Annotated in this window: 21 protein-coding genes; 3 read left to right on the forward strand and 18 right to left on the reverse strand. The window is 68.7% G+C overall.

The genetic code is table 11. The annotated features are described in order from the left end of the window. Positions 1-20: 20 nt before the first annotated feature. From AC1KAT_RS02230 to AC1KAT_RS02285, 12 genes are read right to left on the reverse strand one after another with little or no spacing between them, the layout of a single operon-like run. A complete protein-coding gene (locus AC1KAT_RS02230) occupies positions 21-965 on the reverse strand; it encodes a glycosyltransferase family A protein (RefSeq protein WP_480322337.1) in 945 nt (314 codons plus the stop codon). Between the two features lie 50 nt (positions 966-1,015). Then, entirely contained in the window at positions 1,016-2,392 is a 1,377-nt protein-coding gene (locus AC1KAT_RS02235; RefSeq protein ID WP_480322339.1) for a class I adenylate-forming enzyme family protein, read from the reverse strand. 1 nt (position 2,393) lies between these two features. Further along, a complete protein-coding gene (locus AC1KAT_RS02240) occupies positions 2,394-2,627 on the reverse strand; it encodes an acyl carrier protein (protein WP_480322341.1) in 234 nt (77 codons plus the stop codon). Beyond that, positions 2,620-4,395 (reverse strand): HAD-IIIC family phosphatase, encoded by a 1,776-nt coding sequence (locus AC1KAT_RS02245; protein WP_480322342.1) that lies wholly within the window; start codon positions 4,393-4,395, stop codon positions 2,620-2,622. Before AC1KAT_RS02245 ends, AC1KAT_RS02240 begins: the two co-directional genes overlap by 8 nt. After that, positions 4,392-5,597 (reverse strand): SDR family oxidoreductase, encoded by a 1,206-nt coding sequence (locus AC1KAT_RS02250; RefSeq protein ID WP_480322344.1) that lies wholly within the window; start codon positions 5,595-5,597, stop codon positions 4,392-4,394. The genes AC1KAT_RS02245 and AC1KAT_RS02250 overlap by 4 nt, the downstream gene beginning before the upstream one ends. Then, positions 5,594-6,631 (reverse strand): 3-oxoacyl-ACP synthase III family protein, encoded by a 1,038-nt coding sequence (locus tag AC1KAT_RS02255; RefSeq protein WP_480322346.1) that lies wholly within the window; start codon positions 6,629-6,631, stop codon positions 5,594-5,596. Before AC1KAT_RS02255 ends, AC1KAT_RS02250 begins: the two co-directional genes overlap by 4 nt. Further along, a complete protein-coding gene (locus tag AC1KAT_RS02260; protein WP_480322348.1) occupies positions 6,628-7,299 on the reverse strand; it encodes an MBL fold metallo-hydrolase in 672 nt (223 codons plus the stop codon). The genes AC1KAT_RS02255 and AC1KAT_RS02260 overlap by 4 nt, the downstream gene beginning before the upstream one ends. 13 nt (positions 7,300-7,312) lie before the next feature. Further along, positions 7,313-8,029 (reverse strand): SDR family NAD(P)-dependent oxidoreductase, encoded by a 717-nt coding sequence (locus AC1KAT_RS02265; protein ID WP_480322351.1) that lies wholly within the window; start codon positions 8,027-8,029, stop codon positions 7,313-7,315. A 9-nt stretch (positions 8,030-8,038) separates the two neighbouring features. After that, positions 8,039-8,335: a hypothetical protein gene (locus AC1KAT_RS02270; RefSeq protein ID WP_480322353.1), complete on the reverse strand. Its 297-nt coding sequence runs from the start codon at positions 8,333-8,335 to the stop codon at positions 8,039-8,041. Positions 8,336-8,391: 56 nt separating this feature from the next. Continuing rightward, a complete protein-coding gene (locus tag AC1KAT_RS02275; protein ID WP_480322355.1) occupies positions 8,392-8,979 on the reverse strand; it encodes a GNAT family N-acetyltransferase in 588 nt (195 codons plus the stop codon). A 4-nt stretch (positions 8,980-8,983) separates the two neighbouring features. Beyond that, the gene (locus AC1KAT_RS02280; protein WP_480322357.1) at positions 8,984-9,895 is read right to left on the reverse strand and encodes a class I SAM-dependent methyltransferase; all 912 of its coding nucleotides are present in this window, start codon (positions 9,893-9,895) and stop codon (positions 8,984-8,986) included. Positions 9,896-9,934: 39 nt separating this feature from the next. After that, positions 9,935-11,278 (reverse strand): TolC family protein, encoded by a 1,344-nt coding sequence (locus AC1KAT_RS02285; RefSeq protein ID WP_480322359.1) that lies wholly within the window; start codon positions 11,276-11,278, stop codon positions 9,935-9,937. Positions 11,279-11,482: 204 nt separating this feature from the next. Here AC1KAT_RS02285 and AC1KAT_RS02290 point away from each other — a divergent pair, with 204 nt between their 5' ends. Beyond that, positions 11,483-12,175, forward strand: coding sequence for a hypothetical protein (locus AC1KAT_RS02290; protein WP_480322361.1), 693 nt, complete (start codon positions 11,483-11,485; stop codon positions 12,173-12,175). Positions 12,176-12,199: 24 nt separating this feature from the next. Here AC1KAT_RS02290 and AC1KAT_RS02295 read toward each other — a convergent pair whose 3' ends face one another. The 6 genes from AC1KAT_RS02295 to AC1KAT_RS02320 form a co-directional block, all read right to left on the reverse strand. Then, positions 12,200-14,152, reverse strand: coding sequence for a C1 family peptidase (locus AC1KAT_RS02295; protein WP_480322363.1), 1,953 nt, complete (start codon positions 14,150-14,152; stop codon positions 12,200-12,202). A gap of 67 nt (positions 14,153-14,219) precedes the next feature. Further along, positions 14,220-16,448 carry a hypothetical protein gene (locus tag AC1KAT_RS02300; RefSeq protein ID WP_480322365.1) on the reverse strand — a complete coding sequence of 743 codons (2,229 nt, stop codon included), beginning with the start codon at positions 16,446-16,448 and terminating at the stop codon, positions 14,220-14,222. A gap of 13 nt (positions 16,449-16,461) precedes the next feature. Beyond that, positions 16,462-17,214 carry a PP2C family serine/threonine-protein phosphatase gene (locus tag AC1KAT_RS02305; RefSeq protein WP_480322367.1) on the reverse strand — a complete coding sequence of 251 codons (753 nt, stop codon included), beginning with the start codon at positions 17,212-17,214 and terminating at the stop codon, positions 16,462-16,464. Positions 17,215-17,216: 2 nt separating this feature from the next. Then, positions 17,217-17,900 carry a vWA domain-containing protein gene (locus AC1KAT_RS02310; protein WP_480322369.1) on the reverse strand — a complete coding sequence of 228 codons (684 nt, stop codon included), beginning with the start codon at positions 17,898-17,900 and terminating at the stop codon, positions 17,217-17,219. A gap of 186 nt (positions 17,901-18,086) precedes the next feature. Further along, complete coding sequence (ettA, locus tag AC1KAT_RS02315) at positions 18,087-19,748, reverse strand: energy-dependent translational throttle protein EttA (RefSeq protein ID WP_480322371.1); 1,662 nt, start codon at positions 19,746-19,748, stop codon at positions 18,087-18,089. Positions 19,749-19,851: 103 nt separating this feature from the next. Continuing rightward, the gene (locus tag AC1KAT_RS02320) at positions 19,852-21,918 is read right to left on the reverse strand and encodes a transcriptional regulator (RefSeq protein WP_480322373.1); all 2,067 of its coding nucleotides are present in this window, start codon (positions 21,916-21,918) and stop codon (positions 19,852-19,854) included. Between the two features lie 54 nt (positions 21,919-21,972). Between AC1KAT_RS02320 and AC1KAT_RS02325 the strand changes: the two genes are divergently transcribed. Next, positions 21,973-22,824, forward strand: a complete 852-nt coding sequence (locus tag AC1KAT_RS02325) for a class I SAM-dependent methyltransferase (protein ID WP_480322375.1) — start codon at positions 21,973-21,975, stop codon at positions 22,822-22,824. Positions 22,825-22,846: 22 nt separating this feature from the next. Continuing rightward, a complete protein-coding gene (locus AC1KAT_RS02330) occupies positions 22,847-24,511 on the forward strand; it encodes a DUF3455 domain-containing protein (protein WP_480322377.1) in 1,665 nt (554 codons plus the stop codon). Positions 24,512-24,541 lie beyond the last annotated feature (30 nt).

Consider the following 24,541-nt stretch of genomic DNA (forward strand, 5'->3'; position numbering starts at 1 on the left):
CGGGCCTGAACGAAAGACGCTCAGCCCAGGTAGCGGGTCAGCGCGGCCAGAAAGGCCTCTTCGGCACCGGCTTCGCCCTGGGCCAGACGGGGCATCACCGTGCACAGCTCGGCCATGTCGGCCTCGCGGCCGTAGCGCATCACCACCGTCGGGCACAGCCCGGCCAGCACGGTGGCGGCCGCGTCGGGGCTGATCTTGCCGATGCGCCGCGCGGCGATCGCCAGGCCGATGTAGGCGGTGTGCGCGAGCTTCATCGGCCGGCCCATGGGGTTGGCCGAATGCTGGTGGGGGCTGGTGCGAAAGTAGCCCAGGTACTCGTTGATGTACGCGAGCGGGGCGTCGAGGCTGGCCTTGAGAAAGGCGCCCAGGTCTTCGAGGCCGGTGAAGTTGATGCCGTCGAGCGTGGGGCTGTCGAGCTGCGGCACGAACTCGGCACGGAACACCGCGTTCGAGAACTCGCCCAGCCAGTTGGCGCTGTTGGCCACGGTCGAGGCGAAGAGCGAGCGCGCTTCCATGGCGAGCATGCGCTGCGGGCTGTCTTCGACGATGGCGGGCGGGTTCAGCTTGCCGGTGGGCTGGCCGTTTTCCATCGCCGTCCAGCGGCGGCTCACCGAGACGTTGAAGCGCCCCATCGCATGGGCGATGCGGTGGCGCGCATAGAACTCGGGGTAGATCACGTCGTCGTCGAGCAGCAGATGGACCAGCTCGGTGCGCCCGGCCCACACCTGCATCAGGTGGCGGAAGTTGTTGTACGCGCCGCTGCGCGGGCCGGGGATCACCTCCAGCGGCAGGTCGGCCAGCACCGACTTCAGCGGCTCGCTGGTGAGCTGCCGCACGAAGGCTTGGTCGGGGCTGTCGTCGCTGATGACGATCAACGAAGGCTTGACCGTCTGGTGCCGCAGGCTGACGAACAGCTCGGCGAGGTAGGCGGGCTTGTAGGCGGGGATGAGGGTGGCGATGCGCATGTTTGGCTCGATGGGAGCGGTTCGCAAGAGAGCATCAACGATGCCCGGCCCTACTTCCGAATCTTCTTGAACCGCGCCGAGTACATCTCGGCTTCCATCAGCAGCACCTTGGCCGGCACCTTGTAGTTGGTGAGCTTGGCCAGGCACGCCGCACGCACCCGGGCGCGCAGCTCGGCCACCGGTTCGGGCACGGTCAGCGCCACGTGCGCGACGACGATGTGCCCGAGCAGCGCGTGCTTCTCGCCCTTGACCACCACGTCGGCCACGTTCGGCAGTTGCAAGATGACATCTTCGACCTCGGCCGGGTAGACCTTCTGGCCCGCCACGTTGATGAGGTCGGTCACGCGGCCGAGGATCTTGAAGTACTCGCCATCGACCTCGACGCGGTCTTGCGTGTTGAACCAGCCGTCGGCATCGAAGGCCGAGGGCGCGTTCAGGTAGCCCAGCATGCGGAACTCCGAGCGAATCCACAGGATGCCGTCGCGCACCTGCGTCTCGAAGCCCTGCCCGCCGATGCGCACCCACAGCGAGCCATCGGGCCGCGACTGCGAGCGCAGCACGCCCACTTCGCTCAGGCCGTAGGTCTGCTGCAGCTCGGCCTTGGGAAAGCGTTCGCGGATGCGGTCGAGCGTGGCCTGCGGCATCGTCTCGGTGCCGTAGGTGATGCGCTTGAGCGAGCTGAGGTCGTAGCGCTGCGGCAGGTCGGTTGCCGCCAGCATCGTCAGAAACGAGGGCGTGGTCGGCAGCAGATCGACCTTGTAGGTCTGGATGGCTTCGCAGATCGTCGGCAGCAGGCGGTTTTCGGTGGTCACCACCGTGCCCAGGCTCGACGTGATCGCAAGAATGGTGTTGATGCCGCCGAAGTGGTCGAGCATCAGAAACGGAATCGCCACCACCGGCGCGCGCTGCACCTTGAACTTGTCCATCACGCGCCAGAAGTCGTGCAGCATGCCCTTCGGCTTGCCGGTCGATCCCGACGAGAACAGCACCAGGCCGGGCCGGCCGGTCTGGCGGAAGTCATCGAGCAAGGGGTTCGACACCCGCTCGCTGCGCGATTCGATGTCCCAGTGCAGGCCGTCGGGCGAAAACGCAATGCGGCGCGTGCAGCCCGAAATCGTCAGCACCTCGCTCTCTTCGATCACCGAGCCGCGGGTCATGGGCACCACGGTGGCGCGCAGCTTGGCCAGCGCCAGCAGCATGCACACCACGTCGGGCGCGTAGTCGGCGAGCACGACGACCGTGTCGTCGGGGCCGACGCCCGCCGCCGTGAGCTGGGCTTCGAGCGCCGCGATGCCATCGACCAGTTGCCCATAGCTGAACGGCTGACCGTGGTGCACGAAGGCCGTGCGTTCACGCGCCGTGGCGAAACGGTCGAGCAGCCAGTCCATGCCGGCTTCGACGACGGGCCTTTCCAGCACGGCGTTCATCTCAGGCGAGCTGCTCTTGCAGCACCAGCGACAAAAGCTTGTACGAGGTCGCGTTGGCCGCGTCTTCGTCGGGGAAAGACACGCCGAAGGCCTCTTCGAGCGCCAGCACCAGGTTCATCTGGCGCAGCGAGTCCCAGTTGGGGATGTTGTCCATGCTGGCGTCCTCGCCAATCGTGGCCGCGTCCACTTCGAGCACCGCGGCCATCACGTCCTTGATCTTTGCTGCATCAACCATGAATCAACTCCACCCATTCACTGTCTGCCAGGCGAACGTCGTTCACCTGGGCCTGGTAACGGCGGCTGCCGTCGTTTGTTTCTTCGACCTTCGACAGGCCGAGCCGGTCGAAGAAGTCTGAGACCTGCGCGTTCTTGGCAGAGGGCAGATAACCGGCGGCCAAACCGCGCTTTCCGCGCTTTCGGGCGTCTTCGAGCACGGCGCGCCACACGGCGAACTCGACGCCCCGGCCGATCACGCGGCAGCTCATCAGGAAGGCATCGACCGTGGCTTCGGGCTTGGCGAAGTCCACGACGATGACGCCGGTGATGCCGCACTCGCCGAAACGGTCGCTGACGTCGAACGAGTACACGGTGGCGTCGTCGCGCTCCATCAGCGCGGTGATCTCGCCCGGCGTGTAGCGCCGCGTGGTCACGTTGAACTGGTTCGACTTCTGCGTCAGCTCGGCGATGCGGGCGACCTGCTCGCGCGCGTCGCGGTACACGCGCACCTTCAGGCCCAGCGAGCGCAAGTAGTCTTCTTGCGAGGCGAAGCCTTCTTGCGCCGCGGCAGCCAGCGCGAGCTGCTTGTACTGCTGCGTCTTCGACTTGCTCTCGGCGCTCACGCCGCCGGCCACGCACAGCGCGGCCACCTCGCGCAGCATGGCGGGGTAGTCGGTCAGCTTCTTGGGCACCTGGAAGACCTTGACCTGCGGCAACTGCGTGCGCACGGCCTCGAGCTCGAAGTCGGAGTCGTCGATGAAGATGAAGCTCTCCAACCCCAGGTTCAGCTCGTTCGCCAAGGCCTGCAGGTTGGCGGCCTTGGGCTCCCAGTTCACCTTCTTGGCGGTGATGTGCGCGTCTTTCAGCACCGTGTTCGGGTGCGAGGCAAACACCTCGTCGGCATCGGCCGGGTTGTTCTTGCTGCACAGGCACAGCAAGATGCCCTGCGCTTCGAGCTGCCTGAGCTGCTGCTGCACCGTCCAGTAGACGTTGCCGGGGTAGTTGTACGGGTCGAGGGCGATGCCGCCGAGGCCGTCTTCACCGATGATGCCGCCCCACAGCGTGTTGTCGCAGTCGAGCGCGACCACCTTGTAGAAGTACGAGCCGAAGCCCCGCGTGGCGAGCGCGAAGCGGCGTGCCAGCTCGTCGTGGAAGGCCGCCGTGTACGGCGCCTTGCCCTTGTAATAGAAGCGCGCATCGAAGGCCGCCTTCTCGCCCACCTGGGCGACGATGGCGGCGGTGTCGAGCACGTGTGCGTTGGCGTGTTCGGCAGCGATGGCCTTCAGCGCGCCGTTGAACTCGGCGAGCAGGTCGGCGGCCGCGCCGTACGCAGAGGCGTTCCACAGGTGCGCGCCGGTGAGGGTCACCTGGCCGATGGACGCGGCCTGGCCCAAGGCGAGCTTGAGCTTCGACAGCCAGCCAAGCAGGGGCGCGTGCTGCGCCTCGCCGCTCAGCGCGTCGAGTTGCGATTCCCACGAGGCGTGCAGGTTGTCGAAGAAAGGCACGACCAGCAGGTGATCGACGCCCTGCCCCGCGAACTGCTGCACGTCGTTCAGCAGGTCGTCGTACGAGCCCTGGATGACCTGCAGCTTCACGCCCGCGAGGTAGGCATGCCGGCGCAAATAAGTGCCCAGCAGGTCCACCGAGATGTTGGCCGCGATGCCGAGCTTCAGCGTGCGGCCGGTGTGCTCGGCCTTGTCGAGCGCGGACAAGGCCTTGAGCACCTCGGTCATCGCCGCGTCGGGGCGGCGCAGCACGTCGAGTGCATCGGCGCGGGGATCGCTCACGACATCGCCCCCCCGCCGTTGACGCGCAGCGTCTGGCCGGTGATGTAGGCCGCCGCGTCCGACAGCAAGAAGGCGATGGTGCCGGCCGTGTCTTCCGGCGTCGCCAGGCGGCGCAGCGGCTTCTGACGCGCGGCCATCAGCTGCTGCTTTTCAGAGATGCCGCTGATGAAGCGCGTGTCGGTCATGCCGGGCGACACGCAGTTGACCGTGATGCCTTGCGGGCCCAGCTCGGCCGCGAGGTAGCGCGACATCGTGGCGAGCGCGCCCTTGGCGGTGGCGTAGGCCGTCCAGCCCGCGACCGGCGTGCCGTCGATGGCCTCGGTGGTGATGCTGACGATGCGCCCGCCGCCGTTGGCCACCATCGCGGGCGCGCAGGCCTGTATGGCGAGGAAGGCGCTCTTGAGCTGCACGTCGAGGTGCTGCTGCATGTCGCCCCAGGCCATCTCGGCCAGCGGCTTGGCGACGATGCGCGGCGAAGCGGCGTTGATGAGCGCGCTCACGCCACCGAAGTGGCGCACCGCCGCGTCGCGCAGCAAGGCGCAGCCCTCGGCGGTGGACACGTCGGCCTGCACCGCCACGGCGCGCGTCTTGGCGGGCTCAATGGCGTTCAGCTCGCGCACCAGCGCCTCGGCGCGGTCGCGGCTGCTGAGGTAGTTGACGACGACCGCGTGCCCATCGGCGGCGAGCTGCTGGCAGACAGTGCGGCCGATGCCCCCGGCACCGCCCGTGACGATGGCGACCTTCAGCGCGGCCTGGGGTTCGTCGGCCTTGGCCTTGGGCGCTTCGAGCAGCTTGACCTTGCCTTGCCCTTGCAACACGGCCTGGCCGTGTTGGTTGGTGATGCGCATTTCCAGCTCAAGCAGGCGGTCGCGCGCGTGCTTCTTCAGCACCGTGCAGGCCACCGTGAGCGTGTCGCCCAGGCGCACCGGCAGGCTGAATTCGAACGACTGCGACACCCACAGCGCACCCGGGCCGGGCAGCTTGGTGCCGATGACGGTCGAGATGAACGACGCGCCGAGCATGCCGTGCACGACGATCTCTTTGAACGGGGTGTGGTTCGCGTATTCGGCGTCCACATGCAGCGGGTTGTCGTCGCCGGTGAGTTCGACGAACTTGCGGATGTCGGCGTCGGTGATGGTCTTGACGAGCGAGGCTGTGTCGCCTTCTTTCACCGCGTCAAAGTCCGTGAATCCAGCAGTCATTGGGGAAGCTCCAAGGTCCAGTCCCACACGCTCGCCGCGAAGTTGAACCCCGCGCCCACGCCGGCCAGCACCACGCGCTGGCCCGATTTCATGCGCCCCTTGCGCACCGCCTCGCTCAAGGCGATGGCGAGCGAGGCCGAGCCGCTGTTGCCCACGGTGGCGACGTTGGTGTAAGTCTTGTCCAACCCGAAACCCATCTTCTTGACGAGATACTCGATGAGCCGCAGGTTGGCCTGGTGGAAGACGAGGAAGTCGATGTCCTTGGCTTCATAGCCCGACTTGGCGATGGCCTTGCGGATGGTGGGCGGCAGGTGCGTGATGGCCTGCTTCCAGGTGGCGATGCCGTTCATCTCCATCAGGTCCACTTCGCGGTCGAAGGGCCGGCCGTTGACGGGGAACATCGAGCCGCCGCCGCGCTGGCGCACCGCGTCGAAGTTCGAGGGGTCGGTGTGGAAGGCCGATTGGCGAATGCCGCCCTGCGCCACGCGGCCCAGCACCGCCGCACCGGCCCCGTCGCTCAGGTAGACGGCGGTGTTGGCGTCGGTGCGGTCGATGTAGCGGCTCAGCATCTCGACGCCGATCACGAGCGAGAAGCGCACGCTGTCATCGACGCGCATGCGGTCCGAAGCAGTGGTCAGGCCGGTGACGAAGCCCGAGCAGTTGGCCTGCAGGTCGTAGATCTGCGCGTGCTTCGCGCCCAGCTGCTGCGCGACCTTGGCCGACAGCGGCGGGAAGACGTAGTCACCCGAAAACGTGCAGCAGATGATCGCGTCCACCTGGTCGGCGGTGATGTTCGCCATCGCCATCGCCTGCTGGGCAGCGGCCACGGCAAAACCCCAGGCGGTGTCGTCCGGGGCGGCAATGTAGCGCTGGGTGATGCCGGTCTTGTCTTCGATCCAGTCGGGCGTCACGTCGAGCGTCTGGCACAGCTCGGCGTTGCTCTGCGCCTGCGCCGGCAGGTGGTGGCCCACGCCGACGATCGAGATGGCGGGCAGGTGGGACGTGGGGGCCGGGGCAGCAGCGTTCGCGGTCATGGGTGCAGTTCGGATCCATCCGGCTGCGCCATGAACTCACGCAGCTTCAAGTTGTGTTCGAGGATCTCGCTCAGCGTCGCGCTGCCTCCGTGGCCCGGCAGCACACGCACGCTGCCATCGACCCGGCTGAACAGGCGGCGCAGCGAGCGGCGCAGGGTCGCCGAATCTTCGCCGGGCAGCTGGGACAGGGCAATGCGCTTCGCATACAGCGAGTCGCCGGAAAACAGCAGGCCGTCCACCTCGATCGCGGCGCTGCCGGGCGTGTGGCCCGGCACCGAGTGAAAGAGGAACGACCGTCCGGCGCACTCTAGCGGTGAGTCTTCACCCTCGATCCACTGAAAATCCGGCAGTTTGATGCGCTTTTCGATCTTGAAGGCCGCCATCAGGAAGTTCGACATCTTGGCCGTTTTCGCGTCGGCCTTGCACAGGTAGACCGGCACCTGGTGCGTCGCCTGCAGCTCGGCCGCGCCACCGACGTGGTCGAAATGCCCATGCGTGCAGAGCACGGCCTCGGGCGTCCAGCCCGCGTCTTCGAGCGTGCGGTTCAGCGTCGTCGGGTCGAGCCCGGGGTCGATGACCACACAGCGGCCAGGGGTAGCCGAGGCCAGCAGGTAGGTGTTGGACGGGAAGCCCTGGTTGGCGACGACACGCAGCGGGGCGGTGTCCACGGCCGCATCCATCTCAATGCACCCCACCCAGGTACACCGTCTGCGCCGTGATGCAGCCACCGGCCGCGCCGCAGAAGAAATCGAGCACATGGGCCACGTCTTCGCGGGTGGCCATGCGCGGCTGGGGCAGCCCGGCGATCACCGCATCGACCTTGTCGCGCGGCAGTTGACCCAGCATGTCGGTCTCGAAGGCGGTGATGCCCAGGGTGTTGCAGGTGATGTTGGCCGAGGCCAGTTCCTTGGCCATCACGTTGGCCAGCGTGGTGATCGCGGCCTTGGTGGCGGCGTAGACCGAGTCGCCCATGGGCTCCAGGCTCACGGCCATCGAGCTGACGTTGACGATGCGGCCCCACTTGCCTTTTCGCATCAGCTTGGCGGCCTCGCGCGAGACGAGAAAGGTGCCCATCAGGTTGGTGTCCACCATGGCCTGGGCCGACGCGGCCGGCATGATCATCGCGTACTGAGAGGTCAGCACGGCGGCGTTGTTGATGCAGATGTCGAGCTTGCCGAAGCGCTTGCGGATGGCCTCGAAGCCTGCGGCCACCGAAGCGGCGTCGCCCACGTCCACGGCGATGTCCAGGCGGCGGTCAGAGCTGGGGGCCTCGTCGGCGTGGCGGCTGAAGCCCACCACCTGCGCGCCCTGCTGCTCGAAGTGGTCGGCGATCACCGCACCCAGGCCCCGGCGTGCGCCGGTGACGAGCACCACCTTGCCGTCGTAGTTCGCGCTCATGGTGGCGGTTTATTCGCCCAGCAGTTCGAGCATGTACGCCGTCAGCGTGCCCACGTTGACGAAGGGCACGGGGTCGCGGCCCATGGCCCGGTCGTCGGTCAGGCTGATGGGCTGGCCGAATTCATCGGCCGCCAGGGTCTCGATGTCCACGATCACCGAGACCAGCGACAGCGAATCGAGCACCGCGTCGGGCCCGAAGAGGGGCGTGTCGGTGCCGATGGCGATCTGCTCGTCGGCCCCACGCTCTTCGTTCAGCGTCTTCAGGGCCTGGAAGATGATGTTCTGGACCGCGTCTTTCTTGCTCATGCTTGGACTCCGGAATCGGTCTTGTTATGGATTCGCCTCAGGGGCGTGCGGACAACTCAGGAAGCGGGCTGGCCCTTGCGCGCCGCCTTGATGAACACCTCCATCTTCGGCAGCGCCTGCGTGCGGTATTCGTCGGCCAGCATGCCGAAGACCACCGCGTCCTGGAACTTGCCGTTGATGAAGTAGTGGTCTCTCAGGCGGCCCTCTTCCTTCATGCCCATGAACTTCTGCCACTTGATCATCAGCGTGTTGTCGGACGCGATGGTGCCGTGCACGCGGCGCAGCTCCAGCCGGCCGAAGGTCAGCTCGTAGACCAGTTTCATCGCCTCGACCGCCGCCGGCACGCCGCGCACGGCCGCTTCGTCACCAATGAGAAAGCGCCCCGGCTCGGCGTGGCGGTGCGTGCTGTCGATGCCGGTCAGCGAGACCATGCCCACGGGGCGGCCGTCTTTCAGCTCGATGATGAAGTTGTATTCGGACGCCGGCCGCGAGGCGATCCACTTCGCCTGCTGCTCGACGTTTTGCGCGCCCGCGTTGAGGTTGGCCGCGCGCTCGCCCTGGCGCCACGCGAAGGTGAGGGCCGCGTCATCCACGCTCAGGGGGCGCAGGGTGACGAACTCGCCTTCGAGGGTGATGTTCGGCATGGCGTCAGCGACCGGGCGTGCACACCATCGCCATTGCGCCCGGCACGGGCACACCCGGCTTGGGCGCGGGGTAGGCGTTCGAGAAGAAGTAGTGCTCGACGTGCAGGCCGGCGGCTTCGGCCTGCGCCAGCACCTCTTCGGCGTTGCGGTACAGGTAGATGTGGTCGGCGTTGGCCGCATTCAGCGCCGCGGTGATGAAGAGCTTGCCGCCGCTTGCCGTCATGTTCTTCAGGCCGCGCAGCAGCGCCACGGGGTCTTCGAGGTGTTCGAGCACCTCCACGCAGACCACGTGGCCGAATTTTTCTTCGGGCGGCTGCTCGATCACGTTGCGCAGGTCGGTGCGGTAGCGGTTGAGCAGGCCGAAGGCTTCGAGGTGGTGGCGCGTGAACGCGACCGACACCGGGCTCAGGTCATAACCCGCGCCCCGGGCCGTGGGCAGCGCGTCGAGCACGGTGCGCGAGTAGATGCCGGTGCCGATGCCGACCTCGGCGAACTGCGGCTCGGCCTGCGCGGCCATCGACGGCAGGAAGAAGCGTTCGAAGTACTGCAACTGCCGGTAGTGGTGCGACCACAGGCAGTGCGACAGCAGCAGCCCGGGCAGGTACTGCGTGTGCATGTACTCGTCGTTGAAGTACACCTCTTGCGCGGCCTCGGCAAAGGTCTTGGCCGGGTACTCGCGCTCGGTCTCGAAGCGGCGCTGGCGGCGCATCGAGTCGATGGCGAAGGCGGCGTAGCCCTTGACCGCATCGGCCAGCGCGGCCGGGTCGCGGTACAGGTGGGCCAGCAGGCGCTCGAAGTGGGCGTCCCACTCGGGACCGAACTCGGCGCTCGCCCGCTCGATGTTCGTGCGGGCGAAACGGGCCTGGCTTTCGATGAGGGCCTGCGCGGCCTGGGTGTATTCGCGTGTCTTGGTCATCGCGTCGGTCCCGCCTTCTCGATCACGTTGTCGGTCAGGTCATTCCAGCCAGGCATTCACCCCAGAGCCCAGCGAGCGCAGCAGCGCGTTGGCCTGCTGGCCATCGTACAGCGCGTTCACATAGGCCACGCGCAGGTTGTAGTGCTCGCTCTCGGACGCCATCACGTCGAACAACGAGCGGCGGCCCAGTTGCTGCCACTGCTGCAGGGTGAAGTTGCGCACGCGGTCGCTGTCGCGCAGCACCTCGACCACGCGGCGGGCGCGGTCGAACGACGACGAGCCCTGCTCGTGCACCTCGGCCATGCGGAAACGCCGGCCTTCCAGCGCCTCGGCGCGTTGCAGGCGCGCGGCCTCGGCACGCTTTTGCGCGGCATCGGACTGCGGGTCGTGCCCGGCGTTGAACAGCGGCACGTTGACGTTGAGACCGGCCGACCACACGGCCGAGTTGTCCACGCCCTTGACCTTGCTGGTGTTGATCGACCACCCGACCTGCGGGCGCTGGCCGGCCACGACCGACTTGGCGTAGTTCTCGGCCGCTTCGGCCTGGGCGCCGATCTGGGCGATGTCCACCGCGCGTTCGGCATCGGCCACCGCGTCGTTCAGCGCGGGCAGCGTGAGCAGCAGCGACGACATGCCATCGGTGTTGGGCAACTCGTCGCCGACGAAGCGGCGCAGGCGGGTCTCGATCTGCTTGACCATCGACACCGTCTGCGCATACGAGATCTCGGCCTGCTGCTGCGTCTTTTGCGCCTGCACCAGCTCGCTGGTGCGGCCGCGGTCGGCGCGCACGATGGTCTCGAGCGCCTCGACGAGGCAGCTCATCTTGCGCGAATACTGCTGGTAGACCTGGGCCTGCAGGCGGTAGCGGCTGCGCTCGATGGCCAGCGACACGGTCTGCAGCGCGACCTGCTCCTGCGCGTTCAGCTCGCCCAGGCGGGCCGATTCGGCGAGGCTCGAACGCCAGTCCACCAGCGAGCTGATGCGGCCGAAGTCGATCAAGGGGGCGCTGATGCCCAGCGAGACGCGGCCCTGCTTGCCCTTGGCTTCTTCGATGCCGCCGACCTCGGTGGCCGTGCGGCCGAGCGAAGCGGTGGCGGTGGCCAGCGGCCAGCGCTGCGCTTTCACCTCGCGCACGTCGTCTTTCGCGGCGTCGGCCAGCAGCTTGGCCGCGCCGATCGCGTGGCTGCGGCGGATGGCTTCGCGCACCATGCTCTGCAGGGCCACACGCGGGGCTTGGGCATCGCCCGGCGCCACGGCCGAGCCGGCGCGCGACATCTCGACGGCTTCTTCGTCGATGCAACGGGCATGTGCCGTGCCGGCCACGCAGGTGGCCAAGAGCACGGGGGAAAGAAGGCTCAGAAGACGGGGCTTCGCGGCATTCATCAGGGGCAACTCCAGCAGACGCCGCTTGTGCGGCACCCTGCCAGTACACCCCAGCGGGGCCGGGTGCGATGGGCCGAAAGCGAGGCGTTTTCGGGGTCAGTTCTGCCGGATATCCTCGCCGCCGGCCGCTGCCACAGCGCCACGCCCCTGGCCTTCGGGCCGCTTACGACTGCCCGCGGCGCCGCATCGCCGCCCCCCCCGCCCATGTCACGCTTTCAAGCCATCGTTCGCGCGACCCGCGCCTTCAAGCCGTTTCCCGAGCCTGAATCGGTGCTTGGCCCGCTGGAAGCCCAACTGCTGTTGCCGATCGGCGTGTTCGAATTTGCCCGCGTCGATCCGGCGCACCCGCACCCGGTGCTGATCGCACTGCCCATCGAGCCCGAATGCGACCTCATCGGCAGCACCACCGGCGAGTTCCACACCGACTCGTGCAAGGAAAACTGGGTCGGCTACCACTGGGACGACGGCCTGTGGCGGCTCGACTGCGACCCGCGCTTCTTTCTGAGCCAGCATGAAGAAGCGGCCGGTGACGACGCCCTGCAGCGCCACTACGAGCGCAGCCGCCGTCGCTACGACGCGGTGAAGGCATTTTTCAAGCAGCACGGCTTCGTGCAGTACCGCCTCACCGACCCGGCCGACAAAGAAAGCGCCGAACCGCTGCTCAGGCGGTGGGACCGCACGCCCGGCGGCAACTGGGCCGAGTACCAGCCGAACGTCGAATACGCGATCGATGAGAACGGCGACGAAACCGCCCCCGTCGTCACCACCGCCAGCGGCGACGTGTGCCACTACGTCGGCACGGTCACTGAATACGTCTTCAAGAGCGGTGGCGACACCGCGCACTTCTTCTACGAGCCAAAGTCGCGCAGCGTGCGCATGGTGGTGGACTACTCCTGAAACTCGCGGCAGGCCAGCCCGAGCCTAGCGGCCGTGGATGAACGCCAGCACCTGCTGCTGGGTCTGCGCGTCGTCGTCGAAGCCCCCGTGGCTGGTGCTGCCGCTGGTCGGCCCCGGGGCGACATGGCTCGTGACGCCCGACAGCGCCGGCGCGTAGGCATCGAAGTACTTCTGCATGCCCAGCACGGGCGTCACGCTGCCGCCCTCGAACGACTGGCTCACCAGGTACAGCAGCGAGCGCCGGTACGGGCCGCACGACTTGTCGCCCTCTTCGACCTTGTCGCTCAGGTGGAACTGCTGGTAGCGCTTCACCACGCCGCTTTCGAGGTGCGGGCGCACGTGCCTGTCAAACAGTTGCACAGTGGCCGCCGGGGCCATGAAGCTGACGGATTCGAAGCGCATGCCCTCTAGCGCGAGGCGGTCGATCATGTAGCTCGCGACGATGCTGCCGGCCGAGTGGCCCACCAGGTGCATGCGGATCTTCTTGTTGGCCACGCCGTGCTTGAAGTGCCGGTACAGCAGCACGCAGCCGGCCTGCTCGTCGTCGGCCACGCCGGGCTTGTAGGCGCTCATCGCGTCGGCGTTCTGCTTCATCTCGCTCCACAGGCGCGTGCCGGGCTTCGAGATCAGGCGCTCCAGGCGCTCGTTCCACCAGCGCTCGAGCCCCATGCCGGCACCGGCCACGGGGGCGCCCTTCACCGCGTCTTCGAGGCGGTTGAGCAAGGTGCTGAAAAAGTCGGTTTCCCACATCAGGAAGATCGGGAAGATCTTCTGGTCGTACAGCAGCGGGATCCACTGCGCCGCGATCTCGGCGGCGCACGACTCGCCCACCAGGCCGCCGTGGGCGTAGATGCACACGTCCACCACGCCGTCGTCGAGCCCCCAGCGCTTGCGCGCCTCGGCGAGCTGCAGGTCGGCAATCGCGCGCACGTCGTCGGGCCGAGTGCGGAAGACGCCGCTGTTGCTGAGCGCGCCGTTGTTGCCCATGTTGACGATGAAGGGCGAAATCTCGCGGTTGCGCAGCACCTTGCTGGCAGCCAGCGTCACCTGGCCGGCGGCGTCGGTGCGCAGCGTGATGGCCTTGGAGATCGCATCGTGGTCGGTCGTCACCACGCCCAGTTGCGCGACCCAGCAGTCCATCGCGTGGCGCAGCCAGTCGTCGTAGGTCAACACGGCGTAGCCGTACGAGCCCCAGTCGGTGCCCCACGAGTTCTGGATCAGGAAGCCGCGCTCGTTGTAGCCCACGATGGCGAACGCATGGCCCGCGTGGTCGGCGCTGCCCGGGCGCACGGGGATTTCCCACACCCCCTTGAACGACGTCGGGCGGCGCTTCAGCGTGGGCTGCTCGCTGCCTTCGTCCCAGCCCGCGTGGCACTCGGCGCTCGCGTACAGCACGCCGACCTCGTTGAGGGCGATGTGCATGTCGGTGAGGTTCTTCGGGTCGATGCGGTAGTACGCGCCGAGCGGCCGCTTGACGGCGTCGAACCACCAGTCTTCTTCGATGCTCTCGCAGGCCGCCGGCATGTCGAGCGCCGGAAAGAGCTTTTCCGCGCACGCCCCGTGCTTGAACCAGCCCTTCAGTGCGCCGCGCAGGCTCGACCCTTCGTCTTCGATCGACCCCGGGTACTCGTCGTAGCGGCGCGCCATCGAATACAGCATGAAGGGCGAGATGGCCGCCTTGCGCTCGCGGCCCGAGGTGAGCAGCAGGTGCTCGACCACCGCCGCCAGGCCGAAGCCGGTGCAGGCGTTGGTCGGCCCCTGGTGCTTGATCTGCAAGGCGGTGGTCGGAAAGAGCACCGGCGCCGGGGCCCGGCCCACCGGCGGCCGGTAGGGCCGGTCGCGGTAGTCCATCGCGTCCGGGCGTGCCACGCGCATGAAGAGGGGCTTGGCGGCCGCAGCCTTGGCCGGGCCGCGCGGGGGCGCTGTGCCGGTACCTGCCCGCTTCTTCGTGCCCGCAGCTTTCTTGGTGACTGCCATTCGCCCTGCTCCCGTCGTCAGCAAAGCCGCGATGGTCACGGGTGCTCAAGAAGCCGTCAAGACAGGTTCAACGCGATGCACGCCGCGGCTCGCGGCTGACGTCCATCGCGGGCGACAGCGGCGGCAGCAGGCGTTGCGCCTTCAGGCGATCGTCGTCCGGGTTTGATCCGTGGCGGTGCACAGGGCTGTGGCGCGCGGCAAGCAGACGCCCACGCGCCTGCAGGATGTCCACGCGGTCCACGAAGCCCGGCCAGGCCGGCGAGTTGTGCATCGACGCGAGCCGCGCCTCATCGAACGACGAGCCCTGCCCGCCTTCGGCCAGCAGCATGTCGTACACCGCGAACGCGGCCTCGGCCCGGCGCTCGTCGTGGCCCAAGGCGTGTGCCAGCCCAAGGGCGTACCAGCGCGCCGCGACGCGCGGCTCGGCCAGCACGGCGTCGCGCAGGACCTGGCGGGTGATGTCGATTTCAGGCCCTGCCATGTAGCCGATGCCGGCGCCTTTGCCCGGGCCCAGGCGGCCGTCCACATGGAGCCGCAGGCGGCCCATGCCGTACAGCGCGGCCATGCGGTCGGCGTAGGGGTCGAACTCGTAGACCCGGTGCCGGGCCTGGGTCACCTGGAAGGCCCAGTCCTCGAAGCGCAGCTGGCGGTGCTCTTGCTCGATGCGCTCGACCGAGCGCAAGGCCTCGTCGTAGGACGACTGCCGATAAGAGTTCAGCGCGGGTTTCAAGGCCACCTGCTCGGACAGACGCAAGCGCTCGGCATCGAGCGTGCGCTTGTCGCCGTTCAGCGCCGCCAGCAAGACCCTGTCCACACGTGCGACCGACCATTGCACGGGGTCGTCGGACGCGGCCTGCGGGTCGGGCACAGGGACGGGAGTGGGCGCGGGTGCGGCAGGATTTGCCGCAGGGGTCGGAATCTGCGCGACAGCGGCCGTGGTGGGCTGCGGTGACGGTGTCTTCAACCACATCACCACCGAGTACACCGCGTAGCCCGGCAGGCCCAGCACCACCGCCAGCATCAGGACGATCAGCAAACACCCCAGCGTGGCCGAGCCTTCGGTCGGTGGCCCAGCCGGCAGGGTGGACGCCTTCAACGACACACGCGCCGGGAGGGCCTGCGACACGGCTTGCGCCAGCACCGGAAGCACCCTCTGCTTCTTCTTTTGCTTCTGTGGCGCCGGCGTGGCCTGAGGCGGCGGGCGATGCCCAGCGCCCTTCGCCCTCGCGGCGGCAGCGCTCGCGGGCAACGCGGCCTGGGCCTGCGCCATCAGGGCCTCGCGCGCGCAGGCCGCACAAGCCATGCCCGCGAAGTGCTGGTGCTGGGCGTCGCGCTCGCAGGCCACCAGCTGGCCGCTTGCGCGCTGCGCCATCGGCCGCAGCACCTGCGCCCATTCGGCCGCGCTGGGCCGCGCATTCGCCGGGCCGCTGAAGGCGCGGTCGAACATCAGCCGCAACTGGAAGGGCCAGTGCGCATGGCCGCTGACCGGCGACGGGCGAATGCCCGCATGCGCCGCCAGCCCGTAGCCATACCACTGGCCGGCGATGCGGCCGGGAATGTCGGACGGCACCCGCGCATCGAGCGGCTGGCCACTGAACGGGTGCAGGCCGAAGTTCAGCAACTGGAACACCACCGCCGCGAGCGCGAAGCGGTCTTGCTGCTCTTCGATGTCGAGGCCGATGCCCTGGGCGTGGAACTCGGGCGCCAGGTACTCGGGCGTGAACTGCGGCGCGTGGAAGCGCTCGTTGTTCGGCGCGTGAATGCTGAAGCCGTCGCAGTCGAGCATTGCCAGGTACAGCGAGCGCCGGTAGAAGCGCACATTGACCGGCTTCAGATCGACCACGTAGTGCCCGCGCCGGTGCAGCTCGCCGATCACCGCCGCGAGGTTGGCCGCGAGCGACACGCGCGGGCCCAGGCCCGTGGGCAGCCCCTGCGCCCTCGCCTGCCGCTCTTGCAGCATGTATTCGAGTTCGATGGTGGCTTCGATGTCCAGCCGCGGCATCAGGAAGCCGACGAAGCGGCCCCGGGTGTCGTGCAAGGCGGCCGACGGCCAGGCGATCTGCACGAAGCGCTCGCTGCCTTCGACCCAGTCGGGCAGGTCGGGCGAGAGTTCGAGCATCGCCACCACCCGGCGCTCGTAGGCGGGCAGGTCTTGCGTCGGGTGGTAGACCTTGGCGACCGAACCGGGCACGTCGGGCATCAGGTAGACGCTGCCGGCCCCGCCGCTCTTGATGAGGTCGCCCAGCACCAGCTGGCGCCCCGCCGCGATGACCACGTCGCCGCTGTTCAAGCCCACGGCTGCGGCCCCGTCAGCGCCATTGCGCGATCAGCAAGGTCTTGTCGTCGGCCGTGATCGCGTGCGTGCGCGGGTCGGCCAGCGTGGTGGTCAGCGCCTTGCAGCCGTCGTCCACCGAAGCACTGCCGAGGTAGCGCAGCACCGGGTCGATGAACGGCCGGAAGAGGCCGCTGTTGCCCTTGTTCATCACGAACGGGGCCGCACCATCGGACATCAGCACCACGTGGCACGGCGGGGCCTCGATGCGCGTGCAGCGCAGGTGCTCGTGCCACCTTTCGCCGGTGACGAAGTAGGTCTCGTTCGCGTACTCGCCGTTTTCGGGCAGCGACAGCGTCGCGTGGCCCTCGGCCGGCTCGGCCGCGCCCAGCCCGTCGCCGATGTGGAAGAGCCAGCCGCCCAGCGGCGAGGCCACCACGCCAACCAGCGTGGCCGCAAAGGCGCCGAGCGTGGCGCCGTGCACGAAGGCCATCGTCTCCAGTTCGCGCCGCACCTCGGCCACCGCGTCGCGCACGGCCGCTTCGAACTGGGCCTCGGGCGCCGTCGCCAGCGCTTCGCCGAACAGCACGCGGCGCCCGAGCCGCTGCACCACGCCGCCGGCCAGGCGCTTGGAGCCGAGATCGCTCTTCGCGGCCGAGCCAGCCCCGTCGCACACCGCCGCGCACAGCACCTCGCCGTCGATGCGGTGCGCGAAGGCGTCCTGGCAGGGCGTGCCGGTTTCCTCGTGCGACGTGCCGGTGACGGCCGCCGCGAACACGTGCCAGGGCATGCTCAGGTGCCGGTGATCGACCACACGTCGGTGGCGGGCAGTTGCACCTGCCCGCCCGGCCGCGCCTGCGACACGACCTTCATGCTGGCGCTCAGCCACAAGAAGAGTTCTTTGAAGCGCATGCCGTCGAGCCGCTTCACACCCGCTTCACCGCGCTGGGTGAACTGCCCGAGCGTCGCGCCGTTGGCGCCGGTGCCCACGGCAATCGGAAACACCGCCACCTTGTTCTGGCCCTCGGCCTCGCGGCAGCGTTGAGCGGCGCCGGCCCAGTCGTCGGTGGGCTGTCCGTCCGACATCAGAAAGAGCCAGGGCCGCGTGTAGGCCACGCCGGCCGCCTTGAAACGCTGTTTCTCGGTCTCGACCTGCGCGAGCGCCAGGTCGATGGCCTTGCCGGTGGGCGTGCGGCCGTTGGCGCGCAGGGCCGGGGCGCTGAAGTCCATCGCGTCGTGCCAGTCGGCGGCGATGGTCGCCTCGTCGAGGTCGCCGTACTGGACGATCAGCAGCCGCACGCGCTTGGCGGCGATGGCGTCGTCTTTCAGCTCACGCTCCAGCAGCTTCAAGCCTTCGTTGAGCTGCGAGATCGGCTCGCCTTCCATGCTGCCCGACCGGTCGAGGACCAGCACCAGCGGCGTGCGTTGTTCGGTGTTGTCCACCAGGGCCACGTCGGGAATGACGAACTCGGACATGTGCAGCGTCTCCGTGCGGAAGGGTTGTGATGCGCCCGGATTGTCACGGCGCGCCGAGCCCCGCCGCCCACCTCTGTGGGGGAAGGGTGACACCCAGGGGCGCCCTGTCGGTGGCGGGTGGCAAGGCCGCGCCGATCAAAGAAAAGGGGCGCTCGCAGCGCCCCTTGTCCATTCCGCAGATCCCGGTCAGATCGCCTTGAAGCGCACGCGCTTCGGGCGCGCGCCTTCTTCGCCGAGGCGCTTCTTCTTGTCGGCTTCGTACTCCTGGTAGTTGCCGTCGTAGAAGAACCACTGCGAGTCGCCTTCGGCCGCGAGGATGTGCGTGCAGATGCGGTCGAGGAACCAGCGATCGTGCGAGATCACCATCGCGCTGCCGGCGAATTCGAGCAGCGCCTCTTCGAGCGCGCGCAGGGTTTCGACGTCGAGGTCGTTCGACGGTTCGTCGAGCATCAGCACGTTGCCGCCCTGGGCCAGCGTCTTGGCCAGGTGCAGGCGGCCGCGTTCACCGCCCGAGAGCTGGCCGACCATCTTCTGCTGGTCGTTGCCCTTGAAGTTGAAGCGGCCGATGTAAGCGCGCGAGGGCATCACGAACTTGCCGACGATGATGTTGTCGAGGCCGCCCGAGACGTCTTCCCACACCGTCTTGTTGGCGTCGAGGCTTTCGCGGCTCTGATCCACGAAGGCGAGCTTGGCGGTCTTGCCGATGGCGACCTCGCCCGAGTCCGGCTTCTCGACGCCCTGGATCATGCGGAACAGCGTCGATTTACCGGCACCGTTCGGGCCGATGATGCCGACGATGGCACCGGCCGGCACCTTGAAGCTCAGGTTGTCGATCAGCACGCGGTCCCCGAAGCTCTTGGTGACGTTCTTGAACTCGATGACTTCATGGCCCAGGCGCTCGGCCACGGGGATGAAGATCTCGTTCGTCTCGTTGCGCTTCTGGTATTCGACGTCGCTCAGCTCTTCGAAGCGGGCCAGACGCGCCTTGCTCTTGGCCTGGCGGCCCTTGGCGTTCTTGCGCACCCATTCGAGTTCGGTCTTCAGGGCCTTGGCTCGGGCGTCTTCGGTCTTCTGCTCTTGCGCCAGGCGGGCCTGCTTCTGGTCGAGCCAGGTGGTGTAGTTGCCCTTGTACGGAATGCCCGATCCGCGGTCGAGTTCAAGAATCCATTCGGCCGCGTTGTCGAGGAAGTAGCGATCGTGGGTGATGGCCACCACGGTGCCCGGGAAGCGCTGCAGAAACTGCTCCAGCCACTCGACCGATTCAGCGTCCAAGTGGTTGGTGGGTTCGTCGAGCAGCAGCATGTCGGGTTTGCTCAGCAGCAGCCGGCACAGCGCGACGCGGCGCTTTTCACCGCCGGAGAGGTTGCCGATGGTCGCGTCCCACGGGGCCAGGCGCAGGGCGTCGGCGGCGAGTTCGAGTTGCAGGTCGGTGTTCTCGCTGCCGGCGGCCGAGATGATGGCTTCGAGCTCGGCCTGCTCGGCGGCGAGCTTGTCGAAGTCGGCGTTCTCGTCGGCGTACTCGGCGTAGACCTGCTCCAGGCGGGCCTTGGCGGCCAGCACGCCGCCGATGCCTTGCTCGACGGCTTCGCGCACGGTCTGCGTCGGGTCGAGTTGCGGCTCCTGCGGCAGGTAGCCGATCTTCAGACCGGGCATCGGGGTGGCTTCGCCTTCGATGTCCTTGTCGATGCCGGCCATGATCTTCAGCAGCGTCGATTTGCCCGAGCCGTTCAAGCCCAGCACGCCGATCTTGGCCCCGGGGAAGAAGCTGAGGGAGATGTTCTTGAGGATCTGGCGTTTCGGCGGGACGATCTTGCCGACGCGGTTCATGGTGAAGACGTACTGGGCCATGGCGCTTTTCTGGAGATGGGGGCGGTTTCGGATCGAACCGGAAGCCGGCGATTATCCGGGACAACGCCCCGCCGCGCCCCCACTGCGGACAGGGGCCCGCTCGCTAGGGCGTGATGAGGCCCGCGGCGCGACGCAGCAGCTGTTGCGCGTCGGGCGGCATCATGAAAGAGCCGAGGAAGTCTTCGACCCGGTACGGCCCGTGCAACTGGCGGATCGCCTGGGCCTGCGCCCGGGCCTCGGCGGTGCGCCCGGCCAGCGCCAGGCAGAACATCGCCACCGCCCGGATGTGCACGTGGGCATTGGGCCGGGCGGCCGAGCGCACGCCCCAGTCGGCGGCCTCGTCGAAGCGCCCGAGGCGCATCAAGGCGAGTGCGCGCGAGGCGAGCATGCCGAACAGCAAGGGGTCGAGCGGGCTGAGCGCGCGGGCGAGGTCGGCACCGGCGATCGCGGCCTCGGGGTCGCCCGCCTGGCACTGAAACCACGCCAGCGTGTAGTGACCCATCGCGAAGTTGGGGCTCAGGTCGATGGCCGATTGCAGCTCGCGCAGGGCTTCGTCCTTGCGGGCCTGCAGCCACATCGCGCGCCCGAGCGCCCAGTGGGCGGCCGGGTCGCGTTCGTCGGCCATCAGCGCTTCGGCGGCCGTGGCATAGGCGCGCTCGATGGCGGCGGGGCGGTCGTGCCAGCCGAGGAAGGCGTCCTGGAAGTGCGTGAACGACAGGCCGGCGTGCGGGCGCGCGAAGGTCGGGTCGAGTCGCACGGCTGTCTGGAAGAAGTGCCTCGCCTGTTCGTTGTCTTCGCGGTTGAAGCGCACCATGTGCCACAGGCCGCGGTGGTGGGCCTCCCAGGCGTTGAGCGAGGCGGGGTTCTTGAGCACGGCGCGGTTGCGCTCGGCCAGCTCGATCTCGTTGGCGATGGCGCTGACGATGCGGTTGCCTATCTCGTCGAGCACGGCGAAGGTGTCGTCGAGCTGCCCGGCGAAGTCTTCGGCCCACACCACCTGCGCGCTGCGGGTCTCGGTGAGCTGCACGTTGATCGACAGCCGCGCGCCCGGACCCCGGCGGATGGCCCCGCTGGCGACGTAGTCCACGTCGAGGCGGCGGCCGGCGTCTTCCGAATCGACCCGCCGCTCGGACAACGCGAACATCGTGCCCTCGGCGATGACGAACATGCTGCGCAGCTTCGACAGCCGTGTGATCACGTCGTGCGCCATGCCGTCGCCGAGGCCGCCGCGCAGCGCGCCACCGGGGGTGCGGTCCACGAAGGGCATCACGGCGAGCGATGCGCGGCGGGCGGGGGCGATGGCCGGCGGCGACACGGGCATCGGTGACGCCGGGCTGCCGACGATCACCGGCCCCGCCACCGCACCGCCGTGGCGCGACTTGGCCGCGCGCCAGGCATGGCCGATCGGGGCCCAGTCCTGGCCTTCGGCCTCGTACTGGCGGGCCGTCGCCGCGAGGTGCTCTTCGGCCTCGCGCAACTGGCCGCGCGAGGCCAGTGCCTCCAGCAGTTGCACGTGGGCGCGGCGGTCGAAGGGGGCGATGGCAAGCCAGCGCTCCAGCGCCGCCAGGGCCTCGTCGCTGCCCGTGGGCAAGTGGTTCACCCAGTGTTCGAGGACGGCCGCATGGGCGGCGCGCAAGCGACGACGTTCGGCCACCAGCCAGCCGGTGAAGGCAGGGCTGCGGGGCAGGTCGAGACCTTCGAGAAAGTCGCTGCGGCCGAAGAGCGCAGCCAAGGCTTGCAACCGATCGGCCGGCAAGGCGCCGACACCCTGCTGCAGCGCCGCGCCGACCCGAAGCGCATCGACCTCGCAGTCGGACACATCGGCCGCCACGGTGTCGCCCTGGGTGGTCACACGGACGCGGCCGGGTTCGTCGAGCACCTGGCGCAGCTTGCTGAGGCACCAGCGCAGCTCGCCGCGCGGGTCGCTGGGCAAGTCCCACAGCAGCTCGCAGAGGTGGCTGCGCGTGATGGGCCGGCCAGCCATCACGAGGTAGGCCAGCAGCGCGCGCACCTTGCGCGAAGGCGGCAAGGCCAGGGGCGTGCCGGCGCGGCCCACCGCAAGCGGGCCCAGCAGCCGCAGGTCCAGGCCCGTCTGCGGTCCGGAACGCACGCCCACGTCCACCTCCGTTTCCACGCCAATTTCCACGCCGGTCACCACGCGCGTTTCCACGGGGCCGCCAGACAGTGACTGTCTTCGCAACCCCACCCTTCAGGAGTCCAGCTCATGAACACATTGTCAGCCAGCACCCCGGCACCGAGCACCGCCCCGGCCCCCGATCTCGCGGCCATCAAGACCCGTCAGAAGGCCGCCTGGGCCTCGGGCGACTACGCCGTCGTCGGCACCACCTTGCAGATCGTCGGCGAGACGATGTGCGAGGCCGCCGACCTGCGCGCCGGCCAGCGCGTGCTCGACGTCGCCGCCGGCAACGGCAACGCCACCCTGGCCGCCGCGCGCCGCTGGTGCGAGGTCACCTCGACCGACTACGTGCCCGCGTTGCTCGAACGGGGCCGCGAGCGTGCCGCTGCCGAGCGCCTGCACGGCATCGACTTCCGCGAGGCCGACGCCGAGGCCCTGCCCTTCGACGACGGTAGCTTCGACGCGGTGCTGTCCACCTTCGGCTGCATGTTCGCACCCAACCCGCCGCGCGTGGCCGCCGAGCTGCTGCGCGTGTGCCGTCGCGGCGGCAAGATCGCCATGGCCAACTGGACGCCCGAGAGCTTCATCGGCCAGGTCTTCAAGACCATCGGCAAGCACGTGCCGCCACCGGCGGGCGTGCAGTCGCCGGCGCTGTGGGGCCACCGCGCCCGCATCCACGAGCTGTTCGAAAGCGCGGCCTCGCACATCGTCACCGAGACGCGGCAGTTCATGTTCCGCTACCGCTCGGCCGAGCACATGCTGGAGGTCTTCCGCAGCTACTACGGCCCGATCCTGAAGGCCTTTGCCGCGCTCGATGCCGATGGCCAGCAGGCGCTGGCGCACGACCTCCTGCAGCTGATGGCGCAGTTCGACCGGGGCGGCAACGCCGGCCTCGTGATCCCGAGCGACTACCTCGAGATCGTCATCACCCGCCGCTGAACCCACGCAAGGAAGACCCACCATGAACCTCGTTCAACACTTCTCGGCCGCCGGCGTCGCCGCGGCCTGCCTCTCGGTGATGACGCCCCAGGCGCACGCCGACACCGTGACCGATTGGCACATCGTGGCCGACGACCTGGTCGTGCAGTCGAAGATGGGCACGCCCCCGGCGGTGCGTGTGATGGCCATCGTGCAGACCGCCGTGCACGAAGCGGTCGGCGCCGTGCCCCTGCTGCAGGGCCGTGACGGCGTTGGCACGGCGACCGACGCGGCCGTCGCCGCCGCCAACCGGGCGAGCCTGGCGAAGCTGCTGCCGCAGCAGGCACCGGCCATCGAGCAGGCCTACAAGGCCGCGCTCGCCAAGCTGGCCGACGGCCCGGCCAAGAGCGCCGGCATCGCGGCCGGCGAACTGGCAGCCGCGCGCGTGCTGGCCTGGCGGGCGGGCGACGGTGCCAGCACGCCCGAGGCCTACCGGCCGCACACCTCACCCGGCGCCTACGTGCCGACCACCGGCGTGGCCACGCCGCAGTGGCCGCAGCGCACGCCGTGGCTGATGGCCAGCGCGGCGCAGTTCCGCCCCGCGCCGCCGCCGTCGCTGACCAGCGCCGAATGGTCGCGCGACTACAACGAGGTCAAGGCCCTCGGCAGCAAGGCCAGCCGGGTGCGCACACCCGAGCAGACCGAGGTCGCCAAGTTCTGGGAGTACTCGCTGCCGCCGATCTACAACGCCGTCACGCGATCGGTCGCCAAGGCACCAGGGCGCACGGTGGCTCAGAACGCGCGCCTGCTGGCCGCCACCGCCCAGGCGATGGACGACGCGCTGATCGCGGTGATGGACGCGAAGTACCACCACGGCTTCTGGCGACCGGTCACGGCCATTCGCAACGGCGACCGCGACCACAACCCCGCCACCGAGATGGAGCCCGGCTGGACGCCCTTGATCGACAACCCCGGCCACCCCGAGTACCCCAGCGCACACAGCATCCTGGCAGCTGCCGTGGGCGAGCTGCTCAAGGCCGAGGTCGGACGAGGCCGCATGCCCGAGCTGTCCACCAGCAGCCCGACAGCGAATGGCGCGACCCGCCGCTGGACCTCGGTCGATGCGTTCGTGCAGGAGGTGTCCAACGCGCGCGTCTGGGAGGGCATCCACTACCGCTTCTCGACCGAGACGGGGCTCGCAATGGGCAAGCAGATCGCGGCGCTTGCTGCGGTGAAGGTGGCGCAGTCGCCAGCGGCCGCGGCGGTGCCTGCGGCGCTCGCGCCCAAGGGCGGCCAACTGGTGGAAAGCCTGGCGGCCGTCGGCACGCAGATCTACGAGTGCCGGCCCGACACCACCGCTTCAGGCGGCGCGAAGTGGGTGTTCGTCGCGCCGAAGGCCGAGCTGTATGACCGCAGCGGCAAGACGATCGGCAAGCACTACGGCGGCCCGCACTGGGAGGCCACCGATGGCAGCAAGATCGTCGGTGCGGTGGACGCGCGTGCCGATGCGCCTCAGGGCGATGCGATCCCGTGGCTGCTGCTGTCGGCCAAGTCGGCCGGTGTGCCAGGCCGCTTCGCGCAGGTGACCAGCGTGCAGCGCATCAACACGGTCGGCGGCACGCTGCCGACCCGCCCCTGCGATGCCGCCACCGTCGGGCAGGCCGAGGCGGTGCCCTACAGCGCCGACTACCTGCTCTACGGTGCATGAGACCTGGGCAGAGCGCCGGCGCGTGACCCG

The organism is Piscinibacter sp. PDB5-1 (assembly GCF_056676035.1).

Coding starts and splice junctions, on each gene's coding strand:
- AC1KAT_RS02230 (WP_480322337.1), bottom strand. CDS start 965: ATGCGCATCGCCACCCTCATCCCCGCCTACAAGCCCGCCTACCTCGCC.
- AC1KAT_RS02235 (WP_480322339.1), bottom strand. CDS start 2,392: ATGAACGCCGTGCTGGAAAGGCCCGTCGTCGAAGCCGGCATGGACTGG.
- AC1KAT_RS02240 (WP_480322341.1), bottom strand. CDS start 2,627: ATGGTTGATGCAGCAAAGATCAAGGACGTGATGGCCGCGGTGCTCGAA.
- AC1KAT_RS02250 (WP_480322344.1), bottom strand. CDS start 5,597: ATGACTGCTGGATTCACGGACTTTGACGCGGTGAAAGAAGGCGACACA.
- AC1KAT_RS02255 (WP_480322346.1), bottom strand. CDS start 6,631: ATGACCGCGAACGCTGCTGCCCCGGCCCCCACGTCCCACCTGCCCGCC.
- AC1KAT_RS02265 (WP_480322351.1), bottom strand. CDS start 8,029: ATGAGCGCGAACTACGACGGCAAGGTGGTGCTCGTCACCGGCGCACGC.
- AC1KAT_RS02270 (WP_480322353.1), bottom strand. CDS start 8,335: ATGAGCAAGAAAGACGCGGTCCAGAACATCATCTTCCAGGCCCTGAAG.
- AC1KAT_RS02275 (WP_480322355.1), bottom strand. CDS start 8,979: ATGCCGAACATCACCCTCGAAGGCGAGTTCGTCACCCTGCGCCCCCTG.
- AC1KAT_RS02280 (WP_480322357.1), bottom strand. CDS start 9,895: ATGACCAAGACACGCGAATACACCCAGGCCGCGCAGGCCCTCATCGAA.
- AC1KAT_RS02285 (WP_480322359.1), bottom strand. CDS start 11,278: ATGAATGCCGCGAAGCCCCGTCTTCTGAGCCTTCTTTCCCCCGTGCTC.
- AC1KAT_RS02290 (WP_480322361.1), top strand. CDS start 11,483: ATGTCACGCTTTCAAGCCATCGTTCGCGCGACCCGCGCCTTCAAGCCG.
- AC1KAT_RS02295 (WP_480322363.1), bottom strand. CDS start 14,152: ATGGCAGTCACCAAGAAAGCTGCGGGCACGAAGAAGCGGGCAGGTACC.
- AC1KAT_RS02305 (WP_480322367.1), bottom strand. CDS start 17,214: ATGCCCTGGCACGTGTTCGCGGCGGCCGTCACCGGCACGTCGCACGAG.
- AC1KAT_RS02310 (WP_480322369.1), bottom strand. CDS start 17,900: ATGTCCGAGTTCGTCATTCCCGACGTGGCCCTGGTGGACAACACCGAA.
- ettA (WP_480322371.1), bottom strand. CDS start 19,748: ATGGCCCAGTACGTCTTCACCATGAACCGCGTCGGCAAGATCGTCCCG.
- AC1KAT_RS02325 (WP_480322375.1), top strand. CDS start 21,973: ATGAACACATTGTCAGCCAGCACCCCGGCACCGAGCACCGCCCCGGCC.
- AC1KAT_RS02330 (WP_480322377.1), top strand. CDS start 22,847: ATGAACCTCGTTCAACACTTCTCGGCCGCCGGCGTCGCCGCGGCCTGC.